This is a genomic window from Acinetobacter soli (assembly GCF_000760595.1).
Classification (GTDB): domain Bacteria; phylum Pseudomonadota; class Gammaproteobacteria; order Pseudomonadales; family Moraxellaceae; genus Acinetobacter; species Acinetobacter soli.
Map to the genome: position 1 here is coordinate 143,956 of NZ_BBNM01000008.1, position 13,770 is coordinate 157,725.

Annotated in this window: 14 protein-coding genes; 6 read left to right on the forward strand and 8 right to left on the reverse strand. The window is 44.4% G+C overall.

Features of this window, described 5'->3' with window-relative positions:
• The first annotated feature begins 9 nt into the window (after nt 1-9).
• A complete protein-coding gene (locus Aso01_RS11090; RefSeq protein WP_004941855.1) occupies nt 10-804 on the forward strand; it encodes an ABC transporter ATP-binding protein in 795 nt (264 codons plus the stop codon).
• 62 nt (nt 805-866) lie between these two features.
• Here Aso01_RS11090 and rutG read toward each other — a convergent pair whose 3' ends face one another.
• The 5 genes from rutG to rutA form a co-directional block, all read right to left on the reverse strand.
• A complete protein-coding gene (gene rutG / locus Aso01_RS11095) occupies nt 867-2,231 on the reverse strand; it encodes a pyrimidine utilization transport protein G (RefSeq protein ID WP_004941858.1) in 1,365 nt (454 codons plus the stop codon).
• A 27-nt stretch (nt 2,232-2,258) separates the two neighbouring features.
• Complete coding sequence (gene rutF, locus Aso01_RS11100) at nt 2,259-2,825, reverse strand: NADH-dependent FMN reductase RutF (protein WP_004941860.1); 567 nt, start codon at nt 2,823-2,825, stop codon at nt 2,259-2,261.
• A gap of 69 nt (nt 2,826-2,894) precedes the next feature.
• Nucleotides 2,895-3,281, reverse strand: coding sequence for a pyrimidine utilization protein C (gene rutC / locus Aso01_RS11105; protein ID WP_004941863.1), 387 nt, complete (start codon nt 3,279-3,281; stop codon nt 2,895-2,897).
• 11 nt (nt 3,282-3,292) lie between these two features.
• On the reverse strand, nt 3,293-4,027 hold the full coding sequence (gene rutB, locus Aso01_RS11110; protein ID WP_004941866.1) for a pyrimidine utilization protein B: 735 nt from the start codon (nt 4,025-4,027) through the stop codon (nt 3,293-3,295).
• The gene (gene rutA, locus Aso01_RS11115; protein WP_004941870.1) at nt 4,024-5,133 is read right to left on the reverse strand and encodes a pyrimidine utilization protein A; all 1,110 of its coding nucleotides are present in this window, start codon (nt 5,131-5,133) and stop codon (nt 4,024-4,026) included. The genes rutB and rutA overlap by 4 nt, the downstream gene beginning before the upstream one ends.
• 449 nt (nt 5,134-5,582) lie before the next feature.
• Between rutA and Aso01_RS11120 the strand changes: the two genes are divergently transcribed.
• Nucleotides 5,583-6,197 carry a TetR/AcrR family transcriptional regulator gene (locus Aso01_RS11120; RefSeq protein WP_004941873.1) on the forward strand — a complete coding sequence of 205 codons (615 nt, stop codon included), beginning with the start codon at nt 5,583-5,585 and terminating at the stop codon, nt 6,195-6,197.
• Between the two features lies 1 nt (nt 6,198).
• Here the strand turns inward: Aso01_RS11120 and rutD are convergent, their stop codons facing one another.
• The gene (gene rutD, locus Aso01_RS11125) at nt 6,199-7,014 is read right to left on the reverse strand and encodes a pyrimidine utilization protein D (RefSeq protein ID WP_004941876.1); all 816 of its coding nucleotides are present in this window, start codon (nt 7,012-7,014) and stop codon (nt 6,199-6,201) included.
• A gap of 417 nt (nt 7,015-7,431) precedes the next feature.
• Between rutD and ribF the strand changes: the two genes are divergently transcribed.
• From ribF to Aso01_RS11145, 4 genes are all read left to right on the forward strand, one after another.
• A complete protein-coding gene (gene ribF, locus Aso01_RS11130) occupies nt 7,432-8,433 on the forward strand; it encodes a riboflavin biosynthesis protein RibF (RefSeq protein ID WP_004941880.1) in 1,002 nt (333 codons plus the stop codon).
• A gap of 64 nt (nt 8,434-8,497) precedes the next feature.
• Nucleotides 8,498-11,335, forward strand: coding sequence for an isoleucine--tRNA ligase (gene ileS, locus Aso01_RS11135; RefSeq protein WP_004941882.1), 2,838 nt, complete (start codon nt 8,498-8,500; stop codon nt 11,333-11,335).
• Nucleotides 11,328-11,867 carry a signal peptidase II gene (gene lspA, locus Aso01_RS11140; RefSeq protein ID WP_004941885.1) on the forward strand — a complete coding sequence of 180 codons (540 nt, stop codon included), beginning with the start codon at nt 11,328-11,330 and terminating at the stop codon, nt 11,865-11,867. The genes ileS and lspA overlap by 8 nt, the downstream gene beginning before the upstream one ends.
• Nucleotides 11,860-12,342 (forward strand): FKBP-type peptidyl-prolyl cis-trans isomerase, encoded by a 483-nt coding sequence (locus Aso01_RS11145; protein WP_004941888.1) that lies wholly within the window; start codon nt 11,860-11,862, stop codon nt 12,340-12,342. The genes lspA and Aso01_RS11145 overlap by 8 nt, the downstream gene beginning before the upstream one ends.
• Nucleotides 12,343-12,598: 256 nt before the next feature.
• Here Aso01_RS11145 and Aso01_RS11150 read toward each other — a convergent pair whose 3' ends face one another.
• Together Aso01_RS11150 and Aso01_RS11155 are read right to left on the reverse strand one after the other, a co-directional pair.
• A complete protein-coding gene (locus tag Aso01_RS11150; RefSeq protein WP_004941891.1) occupies nt 12,599-12,910 on the reverse strand; it encodes an ankyrin repeat domain-containing protein in 312 nt (103 codons plus the stop codon).
• 33 nt (nt 12,911-12,943) lie between these two features.
• A complete protein-coding gene (locus tag Aso01_RS11155) occupies nt 12,944-13,618 on the reverse strand; it encodes a hypothetical protein (RefSeq protein WP_004941895.1) in 675 nt (224 codons plus the stop codon).
• Nucleotides 13,619-13,770 lie beyond the last annotated feature (152 nt).

The following is a 13,770-nucleotide window of genomic DNA, read 5'->3' on the forward strand; positions in this document are numbered from 1 at the left end:
GTCATGATCATGAGCAATTTAAATGTCCCGCTGTATCTAGATCAGTCAAACACAGCAGCCACTCCAGATGATACAAAAGCGCCTATCGGTGCAGAAATTTTAATCGAACAACTGCATAAGTTTTATGGTCAAGTTAAAGTACTCGAAGATCTGGATTTACACATTCAACCCGGCGAGTTTATTGCGATTGTTGGGCGTAGCGGCTGTGGTAAAAGCACCCTGCTACGCCTCATTGCAGGGCTTGAAGACACCAGTTACGGTGAAATCAAATTTAAATCGGCACGCAATTTCCGTGAAGGCATTACATCAGACGACATTCGGGTCATGTTCCAAGATCCACGCCTGTTGCCATGGAAAAGTATTGTGCATAATGTGCAGTTGGGTTTAAAGAAAGAACAGCAGCATCATGCCGCTACCTTGCTTGAAAAAGTCGGCTTAAAAGACAAAGCAGAACAATGGCCGTCGCAGCTTTCGGGTGGTCAGCGCCAGCGTACAGCCTTGGCACGCGCGCTTTCACATTCCCCACGCATCTTATTGCTAGATGAGCCACTTGGCGCGCTCGACGCCCTGACGCGCCTTGAGATGCAAAGCCTGATTGAACGTTTATGGACTGAGCAAGGCTTTACGGCTATTTTGGTTACACATGATGTCAGTGAGGCGGTGCAACTGGCAGACCGCATCATCCTGCTCGATAAAGGCCATATTGCACAAAGTTTTGAGGTGAAATTGCCGCGTCCGCGCCAGAAAAGTCTAGAGTTTGCCCAGCTTGAGCAACAGGTGCTTGAAGCCGTTTTAGCCACCTAAATACTACTGCCCAAATAAAAAACAGCGTGTCATCTGGCACGCTGTTTTTTTTATTTTTCTTTTTAGGAGGAATGCGGTGTTGCAGGATGAATCGTTTTTTCGGTCGATGCATTCATTGTTGCGACAGGCTGCTGCTGAGTTCGGTTTAAAAGCAAATTCAATACAATCGCCGCCAGCGTAGCCGTGCCAATACCGCCCAAATCAAATGCTCCAATATGCAAACTAAAGTTACCGGCCCCCATAATCAAACTGACCGCCGCGATAATCAGCGTGCTGTTTTGACTAAAATCAACTCGATGATCAATCCAGATTTTGGCTCCGGCCACTGTAATCAAGCCAAATACCACAATCGATGCACCACCCAGCAGTGCTACCGGAATGGTATGAATAATCGCGCCAAATTTTGGAGATAAACCCAGTAAAATCGCAAAGACACCTGCAAATAAAAAGATGGTGGTGGAATAAACCTTGGTCACCGCCATCACACCAATATTTTCTGCATAAGTGGTCATGCCGGTGCCGCCTACAGAAGCCGACAAGGTGGTACAGACTCCATCGGCAAAAAAGCCACGCCCCATATACGGCGAAAGGTTACGACCAGTCATGGCCGAAACTGCTTTAAAATGTCCCAGATTTTCAGCCACCAAAATTAAGGCGACAGGTGCAATTAACAAAATGGCATTTGCCTGAAATACAGGCTGATGAAATGTGGGCAAACCTATCCACGCGGCTTGAGCAATTGGCGCAAAATCGATGGCTTTACCCAATCCCATTAGGTTGGCCAAAACAAAGTAAGCCAGATACGCCAAACATAGCCCGACCAGTAACAATAAGCGCCGCAACATGCCTCGCGTAAAGACGGCAACGGCACTGATACACAAAATGGTCAGGACCGCCATCCACGTATCAAAGCCATTAGCAGAGACACTTTTGATGGTGACAGGTGCCAGATTTAATCCAATAATCATCACAATCGCACCCGTGACAATCGGTGGCATCAGTTTTTCAATCCATGCTGTTCCTGTTCGCATCACGATCAGACCAATCGCAGCATAAATCAGACCACATACCACTGTACCACCCAGTGCCAATGCAATATTGGGATTGGCACCCACCCCATTGTATCCTGTGGCAGCAGCAACCGCCGCAATAAAGGCAAAGCTTGAACCTAAATAGCTGGGCATCCGCCCGCCAGTGAGCAGAAAAAATAAGATGGTGCCAAATCCGGTAATCAAGATGGTCAGATTGGGATCAAAACCCATCAACATGGGTGCCAGCACCGTGGCACCAAACATGGCAAAGGCATGCTGCATACCTAAAACCACACTTTTTCCTGCGGGAAGATATTCATCGATTTGAACCGGCTGATGATTCAGGTCGCCTCGATAAGGTTTAAATTTGGTAAACCACGATTCATGTTGCGACATGACGATTACTCCTGCTCTTTAGCTGCTTTAAGCCACAGCATGTGGTTCACAATAGTGACGATTAAAATACATCAAGGGATTTTTGCCCTGACATTGCTGTATGGCACGAACCTCACAAATCAGTACATCATGACTGCCCACCGAAACACTGTTCACGACCTCACAATCAAACGACACCAGCGCATCTTGCAATACGGGTGATTGCGTAAGCAAACAATCCCACTCCCCCTGCGCAAAGCGATCGCTCATTGGGGTTTTACCACCAAATAAATTTGACAGATGTGCCTGATGAGCTGCCAGTGTATTTACGCAGAGCACCTTATTTTGCTCAAAGGTTTTAAACACCGATGCCCCCCGATTCAGACATACCAGTAAGGTCGGTGGAGAATCGGTGACGCTACATACGGCCGAAGCTGTAAAGCCGGATTTTCCTGCAATGCCATCGGTGGTAATCACGTGGACGGCGGCACCCAAATTAGACATTCCCTGTCGAAAAACCTGTGAGTCGACGTGTAAAGTGGTCGAACGTTCAAGTGGTGAACTGTGACGAATCAACGTTTCAATATGTTTTGCAGTATCTTCTAATACGGTCATAACCTATCTCCTGCCTCACTGGGCTTAGCGCGGTATCTCATACGCCGTTCGCTTTAAGATTTTAATACTTTAAGGGGCCACATGAGCCACCGATGCAATTTCGATTAAGGCTTCGGGCTTAACCAAACCCACCTGTACGCAGTAGCGTGCTGGACGCTCATCTGGAAAGAATTCGGCATATACGGCGTTAATCGCCGCATAGTCAGACCAGTCACGTAAAAAAATATGGTTAAAGGTGATGTCTTTGAGCGTTCCTCCAGCATGACTGACAATGCCTTGAATGGTTTCAAGCACATGTCGGGTTTGGGCTGCGGCATCGCCGACATGTACCACGTTGTTGTGTGCATCGAGCGGTAAAATACCGGAAACATAGACAATATGATCTGCCTTGGTGGCAGGTACATAAGGTGCCAGTGGGGCTGGTGTTCCGGTGGGTAAAATAATTTCTTTTGGCATACGGCGACTCGCTAGGCAGTTTTGGCTAAATGAGATTGATCGAAAGTTTCGACAAAGGTCTGGGTATCCGATACCCAGCCAAAAAAGGTTTTAATGTTGTACATGCTGGCCTGTTGCATCTCGACTGGCCCAGCCTGATAGCAGGCATCTTCCAGTGCAACACCAAAATATTCTAAAAAGAAGCCGTCTCGCAGAGTCGATTCCACACAGACATTGGTGGCAATACCCACAAAAACCAGATTGCGTATGCCGCGTGCACGTAGCATGCTGTCTAGCGCGGTATTGAAAAAGCCACTATAGCGAGGCTTTTCAATCACGATGTCTTGTGCCAGCGGTGTCAGTTCATCAATGAGCTCAAAATCCCAGCCACCTTTTGCCAGTAATTTGCCTTGTAATTCGGGTTGTTTGCGCATGGTTTTTAAGGCATTGGATTTATGAAAGTTCGGAGATCCAGCACCCCCTGCCTCAACATAGGCCTTGTCCCAACCGTTTTTAAAATAAATGACTTGTATACCCGCAGCATGCGCAGCCGCGACGGCTTTTTGAATATTCTTGACCACAGGTTTGGTTTTCGAGACATCAAATCCGGCCAAATCCAGATAACCGCCAATCGAGGTGTAAGCGTTTTGCATATCAATCACAATCAGCGCGGTATGCTCAGGTGCCAATTGGATGGCTTCTGGCTCGGCTTTAAGTACACATCCCGTTCCGGCACGTTCGGTAAAATCAGCAACAACGGTATTCATGCGCTTTTCTCCAATGCGGTGAGTGGACGATATTCAGCAACTGCATCTTGGCGCGACATCATCAGCGGTTGGATGCGCTCACCAAAATCTTCAACACCTTGGACAAAATCATCAAAGGTGAGCAAGATGCCTTCAGTCCCCTGAATCTGGGCAATTTCATCGAGCATGGCAGCCACACTGGCATACGAGCCCACCAATGTGCCCATATTGATATTGACTGGTGAAACACTCGAAGCCATCTGACGTACATTGGTATCTGCGCCTGAGCGTGTATCTTTACTGCCTTGATTCATCAGCCAGTTAATCGCCTCAACGTCTGCACCGGCATTGTAATGTTGCCACTTGGCCATGGCCTCAGCATCAGTTTCTGCCGCAATCACCATAAACAGCACATAAGTTTGTACATCACGCCCGGTTTGATCGGTAAACTGCTTTAAACGGTCATTAATTGCGGCATAGGCAGTCGGGGTGTTGAGGCCTTTGCCAAACACAAAATTGTAGTCGGCATGTTGTGCCGAAAATGCCAGCCCCGAATCGGATTGACCCGCACAAATAATTTTCATATCGGCTTGCGGCGCAGGGCTCACGCGGCAATCGTCCATCTGGAAGTGTTCCCCTTTAAAATCGGATTGTCCTGTCGCCCAGAGTTCACGCAGGATCTGTACATACTCAGATAGATAGTCATAGCGTTTGGCAAAATACTCATCGCCTGGCCACATTCCCATCTGGCTATATTCAGGTGCTTGCCAGCCCGTCACGACATTAAGTCCAAAACGACCATTCGAAATCGAATCAATGGTTGATGCCATTCGCGCCACAATGGCTGGTGGCATCACCAGTGTTGCAGCAGTGGCATAAATTTTGATTTTACTGGTGACCGCAGCCAACCCTGCCATGAGGGTAAAGCTCTCCATGTTATGATCCCAAAATTCAGTTTTTCCGCCAAAACCACGAAGCTTGATCATAGAGAGCGCAAAATCGAAGCCGTAATGTTCAGCGCGTTGTACAATTTTTTTATTCAGTTCAAATGTCGGCATATATTGAGGCGCATTTTCCGAAAGCAGCCAGCCGTTATTTCCGATAGGACAAAAAACACCAATTTTCATACTACCCATCCTTCTTATGACGGCAATAGGTCACGCTGTGCGTGATCGCCTAGATTAATAATCGTGGTACGCAGAATGGCCAATTCTTAATTTTTTATATTGCATACAACGTGCCAACTTTAAATAAATATTATTTTTCATATATTTAATAAAAACATACGGTCAAACAGTTTTTACCATTTAGTAAAATAATGTGGCATTCAGATGCACTGTTTTTGTGTACAGCGATTCAATAGTGTGCAAAAATCGCGCAGCAGAAAATCTGGCTGCGAAATAGCCGACTACAACCCGTTGTATGCAGCATGTGTTTACTTCCTAATCAAACTAGATAATCTCTAAACAGATGAGCGACTTAAGCGGACATAAAGCGAAAGAAAATCGCCAAGAACTGTGCACAAATCATTCGATTTCCCTTACAATGAGCTGACTTTCCCCAGTTTGTTAAATCAATGGAACAAAAAAAGAGTACGCAAAAACGTAATCAGCTTCTCAATGCCGCTCTGGATGTCTTTTCTACGTATGGCTTTAGTGGGGCGAGTCTGGACGAAATTGCACAATTGGCACAAATGCATAAGTCCAACATCTTTTATTATTATGAAAATAAAGAAGCACTTTACGTTGAGGTGCTGACCACTGTTTTACAAAAATGGCTGGCGCCTTTACAGACGCTTGAAGTTGAGCTGGAGCCAACCGAGGCTTTGGCTCATTATCTGATTCAAAAAATTGAAGTTTCACGTACCCAGCCAAAGGCATCCAAACTGTTTGCGCTTGAGATTATTCAGGGTGCGCCGCATATTCTGGAAATTCTAAAAGGGCCGCTGAAAAAACTATTTAAGCGTAAAGCCAAAGTCATCCAGACTTGGCAGGAACAAGGCAAAATCTCGGCAGAGATCGACCCAGAATTACTGATCTTGAATATTTGGGCCGTTACCCAAAACTATGCCGATTTCAGCACGCAAATGGACATGGTCACCGGCAAAACTCTGAAAAATAAAAGTATGCATCAGCGCGCGATCGAACATACCGTGCACATGATGCTCTATGGTGTACTGCCGCGTACCTGATTCAAGCTGATTTGAGCTGAGCATTATCTGTTTGATTCAAAAACTCAACCAGACAAGTATTGACCTGTCCAGCTTGCGTGACCGTACAGGCATGACCGCCTTGCGGCAAAATCACCAGCTCTGCATGACACAGCGCCCGATACAATTGCAAAGATTGTGTATAGGGCACCAGCATATCGTCCTGATTGCACAACAGTAAAATCGGAAGTGAGTCTAGAGCGGTACAGCGCGGTTTATCCAAAACATAGTGCATCAAGGCATTTAGGCGCGCCAGAACGTTGCCATGTGGTGGAAAATCTTGCTGCAACTTGGCTTCTTGTTCAATCAGTATCGCGCTATGACTGGAAATCCAAGTGGGTGGATATAAAAATAGGGCCTGGGCATGTAAGTAAGCCTCAGCCCCGGCCTGCTCAAGTAAGGTGCGCCGAGTGGTAAAACATCTCCGCGTATGCGCATCGAGAGATTGCCAGGCATTAATCAGACTCAGACTGAGCATCTGGGCGCTGGTTTGCGCAAATCGATATGCCCATTCCACGCCAATAAAACCACCCAAGGCATGACCAATAAAATGAAAGCGTTTGATCTGCAAATGACAGAGTAACTGCTCGACCTGCTCGGCAAGATTAAAAAAAGAATAGTCTTTAGGCAAAGCCGCGCTGTCGGCATGACAGCCTTCCTGATCGTAGACCACCACATGAAAGTATGCTTGCAAGGCCTGTATTTGCGGTTGCCAGAAACTGGCATGACCACCTAAACCCGAGGCCAGCACCACATAATCGGCCTCTTTGGTCATATTTGGATAAACCTGATAGTACATTTTCAACCATTTGGTAAAATCATGATTGAAATGATCAGCAAAATTTATGCCGTTTTATAGCATATGAAAATCTTTTATGAGCAAGCCTAATCGAAATATCAAAAATCGTGCACTACACTGTTTTATGAAGGATCACCTATCCATCAGATCATAGAAATACGTATTTATCCTTTTTCATCACAAGCAGTATTGGATTATGTATATGCCGATGGGATCGATTCAGATTGACCCGATGCAGTGCGTATATTTATCATGAAAAACAGGAAAACTGATTAATGACTCATAAAAACATTAGAAATACTGATCTATAACAATAAAAAGAGAAAGTTTTCCTTTGCATAAAAACACAACAACAAGACGAATGCGTTAGATTATGGCAATATAAAGCCTCTGCAAAATTCTCAGTATTTAACGCTCATGAAGTTGCTTCGTCTTAACGCATTATCGCCAGATTTTCAGTTAGCTCCAACTGCGGTCACGATCGGCAATTTTGATGGTGTTCACTTGGGACACCAAGCGATGATTTCACAGCTTAAAGCATTGGCTCAGGCTGAGGGATTAAAAACGCTGGTCATGATTTTTGAGCCTCAACCGCTTGAATATTTTAAAGGCTACGATGCTCCGCCACGTATCAGTTCTCTTCGCGAAAAAGTCGAATATTTGACTGAACTGGGTGTCGATTATATTGCGGTTGCTAAATTCGATCAGTTCTTTCGCAGCCTAAATGCCACCGAATTTGCAGATTTGCTCAAATTTAAACTCAATGCCCAGCATCTGGTCTTGGGGGACGATTTTCATTTTGGTAAAAACCGTCAAGGCAATAGCGAGTTTTTACGCGATTACGGCTTTGATGTAACCAACTTAAACACCATCAATTTTGAAGGTGACCGCGTCAGTTCTACCCGTATCCGTCAGGTTCTGGCCGAAGGCGATCTGGCACTGGCTGCGCAGCTTTTGGGGCGTCCGTATAGTATTATTGGTCGGGTTCAGTATGGTGACCAGATTGGTCGTACCCTAAACTTTCCGACCATCAATGTTCGTCTTGGGCGCCATAAGCCTTGTTTAAGTGGCATTTATGCCGTAGACGTGGTCTGCGAAACCACCGCCTTAAATGAAAAAGTTCGTGCGCAAAATCCGGAGCAACCCGGCGTAGCTGGTTATCGAAGTGACAGCCTGTTTGGCGCAGGCCATATGGGTACCCGTCCTGCCATTGCGCAAACTCATCCCGAATGGCGATTGGAAGTACACTTTCCACAAGTTTCTGCTAATCTGTATGGCTTATTGATGCGGGTGACGTTTTTGCACTATTTACATGGTGAACGACCTTACCCTTCGCTTGAAGCACTCAAGGCCGGCATTGACCAAGATGTTGAAGATTTGCTCGAATATCGTGAGCAACATTCACAACACCCTTTTTAATTTCGAATTTTTTGATAGTAAAACACGTCAGCGTTCGAGCTGATTGAACTGGAAGACGACTTGCATGAGCGATAAGCAAACTCCTGAAAATGCAGTGGATTACAAAGCCACGTTAAACCTACCGGGCACCGAATTTGCAATGAAAGCAAACTTGGCCGTACGCGAAGTAAAATGGTTAGAAGAGTGGTACGCCGACAACATTTATCAGAAGATTCGTGAATCGCGTATTGGCAAGAAAAAATATGTATTACACGATGGCCCTCCGTATGCCAACGGTCAGATTCATTTGGGTCATGCAGTCAACAAGGTACTCAAAGACATCATTATTAAAAGCCGCGTGATGGACGGCTTTGATGCGCCGTATGTACCCGGCTGGGACTGCCACGGCTTGCCAATCGAACTTAAAGTTGAAGAAAAAGTCGGTAAAGTCGGCGTTAAAATCGATGCATCGAGCTTCCGTAAAGCCTGCCGTGACTACGCCATGAGTCAGGTCGACTTACAGCGTAAAGACTTTATCCGGATGGGCGTTTTTGGTGACTGGAATGATCCGTACCTGACCATGAACTTCAAACAAGAAGCTGATATTGTGCGTGCCTTGGGTGAAATTCAAAAAGCAGGCCATATCGAACCTGGTTTAAAACCTGTGAACTGGTGTATCGACTGTGGTTCTGCATTGGCAGAAGCTGAAGTGGAATACGAAGATAAAAAATCCGACGCCATTGACGTTGGTTTTGGCGTGGTCGATCTTCACGATTTAGCACAACGTGTCAATGCAGATGTCACCGCACCAACCGATATTGTGATCTGGACAACTACTCCATGGACATTACCTGCCAATCAGGCGGTTGCACTGAACGCCGAGATTGATTACCAACTGGTACAAGTTCAAGGCGAACGTGGTTTGCAAAACTTTATTCTGGCCAAAGATCTGGTCGAATCGGCGATTGAGCGTTACAAGCTTGAAAATCCAGTCGTACTGGCAGACTTTAAAGGTGCAGCACTTGAGCATCTCAAGCTGCAACATCCATTACTGGTGGATCGTCAGGTTCCTGTGATCTTGGGCGAACACGTCATTGCCACGAGCGGTACGGGTGCAGTGCATACCGCGCCGGGCCATGGTGCAGACGACTACAAAGTTGGCTTGCAATACAACTTAAAAGTAGATAACCCAGTGGGTGGAAACGGGGTTTATTTACCAAGCGCACCTATTTTTGCCGGTGAGCACATCTACAAAGCCAATCCGCAAATCATTGAGGCATTGGGCAGTGTTGGACGCTTGTGGGCACATCAACCGATCAAACACAGCTATCCACATTGCTGGCGCCACAAAACACCAATCATTTTCCGTGCAACACCGCAATGGTTCATCAGTATGGACCAAAAAGGCTTACGTGACGGTGCAATGAATGCTATCGAAAATGAGATCAGTTTTGTACCTGATTGGGGTAAAAACCGTATTCAATCTATGATTGAAGGTCGTCCAGACTGGTGTATCTCACGTCAGCGTACATGGGGCGTTCCAATTCCATTCTTTGTACATAAAGATACCAATGAATTGCATCCGCGCACCGCTGAACTCATCGAAGAAGTTGCCAAACTGATCGAACAAGAAGGCATCGATGCATGGTACAACCGTGATGCCAAAGACTTCATTGGTGAAGATGCAGCGCACTACAATGCAGTCCGAGACACACTAGACGTCTGGTTTGACTCAGGTACAACACATTATGCGGTTTTGCGCCAGCGTGAAGAATTAACCGATCCAGCAGATTTGTACCTTGAAGGGTCTGACCAGCATCGTGGCTGGTTCCAGTCATCTCTGCTCACTTCTGTCGCGATTAATCAGCGTGCACCTTACAAAGGCTTACTGACGCACGGTTTCGTGGTCGATGAAAAAGGCCGTAAGATGTCGAAGTCTTTAGGCAATATCATTACCCCTCAAGACATCATCAAAGACATGGGTGCAGATGGCTTACGTTTCTGGATTGCGTCAAGTGATTACCGTTATGAGATGACCGCAGGTAAAGAAATTTTCAGCCGTGCCTCAGATGGTTATCGTCGTATTCGTAATACCTTGCGTTTCTTGCTGGCCAACCTCAATGGCTTCAAACCGTCTACAGATGCATTGCCTGTCGATCAATTGATTGCACTGGATCAATACATCTTGCAACGTGCTGCTGAGGTTCAAAAAACCATTCAGCAAGCTTACGAAGATATGAACTTTCATATCGTGTGCAGTGCATTGACTAACTTCTGTATCAATGACTTGGGTGGTTTCTATCTTGATATCATCAAAGATCGTCAGTACACCACCAAAGCAGACTCACAAGCACGTCATTCTGCACAAACCGCTTTGTATCATTTGGTTCAGGCATTTGTACGCTGGATGGCACCAATCTTAAGCTTCACTGCACAAGAAGCATGGCCGTTAATTCCAGAGCAAAGCGAGCAATATGTCTTTACTACCGAGTGGTACGATATTCCTGTCGCAAGCAGTGCAAACTTGGTGTCTGAGGCCGACTGGCAAACATTAATTAACGTAAAATCAGCAATTAATAAGCAGATTGAAGCGGCACGTAACGCTAAGATCGTGGGAAGTAATCTTTCTGCCAAAGTTGAAATTTGGGCCAAAGATGACATTCAAAGCGTTTTAAACCAGTTGGGTGATGAACTCCGTTTTGTACTGATTACATCGCAAGTGCATGTTTATGCCTATGCAGAGCACGGTGAAGCGACAGAGCTTGATGGCCTACGTGTCAAAGTGACTGCGGCTGAAGGTGAAAAATGTGTGCGCTGCTGGCACGTACTTCCAGATGTCAATACACATGCAGATCACCCAGGTTTATGTGGTCGTTGTATTATTAACGTCACGGGCAGTGGCGAAGTGAGAAAATATGCCTAAGCTTCAAGCAAAAAAGGGCTTATTCCAGTTTTATCCTCATAACCTGATTTGGCTCGCACTTTCTGTGCTGGCCATTGTGGTGGATCAGTGGACCAAGTGGATTGCCAGCACCCATCTAAATTATGCAGATCCGGTGCCAGTTTTGCCCTTTTTAAACTGGACCTTACTGCATAATTATGGCGCAGCATTTAGCTTTCTGTCCGATGCAGGAGGCTGGCAGCACTATCTATTTACAGGTTTAGCAGGCATTGTATCCATCATTTTTGTGTTTTGGCTGATGCGCATGCCTAAACAGACCGTTGTGCTGCCTGCTGCGATTGCATTGATTTTGGGTGGTGCATTGGGCAATCTGATTGACCGTGTGACCTTAGGTTATGTGGTCGATTTTATCCATGTGTTCTATCAAGATCACCACTTTCCCGCGTTTAATATTGCCGACAGTGCGATCACTCTGGGTACTATTTTATTGTTAATCGATACGTTCTTTCTAGAAAAGCAACGCATCCAACGTGCAGAAGCCAAACATGACTGAGATTATCCAACCTAACGAAGAAATTCGTATTGAAGAAGGTGCAAAAGTCGATTTGCACTTTTCAGTGGCCATTGAAAATGGCGTTGAAATTGATAATACCCGCAGTCGTGAAGCGCCTGTTAGCCTTACCATTGGCGATGGCAACTTACTGCCAGGCTTCGAAAAAGCGCTGTTTGGATTACGTGCTGGTGATCGCCGCACGGTACATTTACCACCAGAAGACGCTTTTGGTGAATGGAATCCAGAAAACATACAAAAGTTTGATACGGTCAAATTCGAGCAACGACCGATTGTCGGCCATATGATCGAGTTTGAAGATAAAGCGAAAGCCACCTTATTTGGTGTGGTGAAATCGGTCGACGACAGTATTACCGAAATCGACTTTAATCATCCACTTGCAGGAAAAAATATTACTTTCGAAGTTGAAATCTTTAAGGTAACACCTGCTGGCCAGCAAGGCATTAAACTGATGTAAATCAAAAGCACTCTTCGGAGTGCTTTTTTATCACGTTGTCAGCAAAAGCCTACACGCATCATGGTGAATCACCCATGTTGTGATTAAGAATTTTTAACTAAGATACAAAACATAGAGAGACAGGAAGTCTCATTGAAAATAAAAATACACAGGACGTGGTCGTGAATAGGACATTAACGACACAATAATCGGAATACAAAGAACCCCCTGTCAGGATGATAGGGGGTTCTTTTTTGGCTGTTATTTTTATATATGGTTATAAATCTTTTAGGTACTGCACAATCTGTGTATTTTGTGCCATTTCTGCCAGTTCCAGTGCCGTATATTGGCCTTTAAAACTGATATCGGCACCTTTACTGACCAAAAGCTTTACAACATCCAGATGATCATTTTCAGCAGCAGCCTGAAGGGCACTGTAACCTTCTTCATCGCTCTGATTCGGATCGATACCGTCTGCGAGTAATTGCCTTACCCGCGCTGTATCACCAAGTGATGCCCAGTACACGAGTTCAGGTAGATTGATTTCGTCATCTTCTTTGGGAATTGGAGAGAAAGAGTTGAGCTTCATTATCATTATCCTAGTATTATAAGTTGAATCAATTTAATTTATAGTAAATGATTTTTCAGTTAAGTTATCATATATAAAAATCTCTTCGAAATTATGTTTAATATTTAAAGCTTTAACTTTTTCTTCTAAGATGCTCCATTCTCTTGAAAAATATATAATATCTAACTCACAACAAATAATTAAAATAGTATTTTTTGGGTAGTTTTTACTGTTTTTCTTATGAATTCTTAGAGCAATTAAATCTATAAAATGTTCAATGAAACTTGAATTATTATAGCTAATACATTCTGATTTTATAACTTTGTTAGACTTATCAACTCCATCAGCTGCATAACAATATCCTTGTTTATCTAGTAGTTCTCTCACTAGATATTCCTTAGGATGTACAGCACAAGTTACTTCTAAAAAATAAGTATCCTCAAGTACTTTAATTTCTGCATCAAAACATGCAGTGCGCGATGTCCAACATACTTGAATGTAATTCCCTAATCTATATTTAGTTTTTATATATACTGAAATTGGAAGAATTTCTTCTATTAATTCCTTTATGTTACGAGGCCTTTTTCTCAATTCATAACCATGTTGGTCATGCTCTTTAACATATTCAAATAGATCATAGGCTATTCTACAAAAGTCTAATCCATCAACATAGCGATCTTTTATCTTAGCGAAAAATTTAGCCTCATCTTTCCAATCCAATTCTTTCATAGAGATTAAATAATATTAATAAGGAATTAGTATATAAAACTTTAAACCGCTTATCGTTTATATAAAAGTCTAAACTTCAAATCAAGAATACAAAATAAGACAGTTTCTGAATTACAAAGCTAATTTTTATATACGTTTTTCCACTTATTTTC

What these genes read in the sequence shown, in the direction of transcription:
- rutA (WP_004941870.1), bottom strand. Translation starts at nt 5,133, where the DNA reads ATGAAAATTGGTGTTTTTTGTCCTATCGGAAATAACGGCTGGCTGCTT.
- ribF (WP_004941880.1), top strand. Translation starts at nt 7,432, where the DNA reads ATGAAGTTGCTTCGTCTTAACGCATTATCGCCAGATTTTCAGTTAGCT.
- rutB (WP_004941866.1), bottom strand. Translation starts at nt 4,027, where the DNA reads ATGAATACCGTTGTTGCTGATTTTACCGAACGTGCCGGAACGGGATGT.
- Aso01_RS11120 (WP_004941873.1), top strand. Translation starts at nt 5,583, where the DNA reads ATGGAACAAAAAAAGAGTACGCAAAAACGTAATCAGCTTCTCAATGCC.
- Aso01_RS11150 (WP_004941891.1), bottom strand. Translation starts at nt 12,910, where the DNA reads ATGAAGCTCAACTCTTTCTCTCCAATTCCCAAAGAAGATGACGAAATC.
- rutC (WP_004941863.1), bottom strand. Translation starts at nt 3,281, where the DNA reads ATGCCAAAAGAAATTATTTTACCCACCGGAACACCAGCCCCACTGGCA.
- Aso01_RS11145 (WP_004941888.1), top strand. Translation starts at nt 11,860, where the DNA reads ATGACTGAGATTATCCAACCTAACGAAGAAATTCGTATTGAAGAAGGT.
- ileS (WP_004941882.1), top strand. Translation starts at nt 8,498, where the DNA reads ATGAGCGATAAGCAAACTCCTGAAAATGCAGTGGATTACAAAGCCACG.
- rutF (WP_004941860.1), bottom strand. Translation starts at nt 2,825, where the DNA reads ATGACCGTATTAGAAGATACTGCAAAACATATTGAAACGTTGATTCGT.
- lspA (WP_004941885.1), top strand. Translation starts at nt 11,328, where the DNA reads ATGCCTAAGCTTCAAGCAAAAAAGGGCTTATTCCAGTTTTATCCTCAT.
- Aso01_RS11155 (WP_004941895.1), bottom strand. Translation starts at nt 13,618, where the DNA reads ATGAAAGAATTGGATTGGAAAGATGAGGCTAAATTTTTCGCTAAGATA.
- rutG (WP_004941858.1), bottom strand. Translation starts at nt 2,231, where the DNA reads ATGTCGCAACATGAATCGTGGTTTACCAAATTTAAACCTTATCGAGGC.
- Aso01_RS11090 (WP_004941855.1), top strand. Translation starts at nt 10, where the DNA reads ATGAGCAATTTAAATGTCCCGCTGTATCTAGATCAGTCAAACACAGCA.
- rutD (WP_004941876.1), bottom strand. Translation starts at nt 7,014, where the DNA reads ATGTACTATCAGGTTTATCCAAATATGACCAAAGAGGCCGATTATGTG.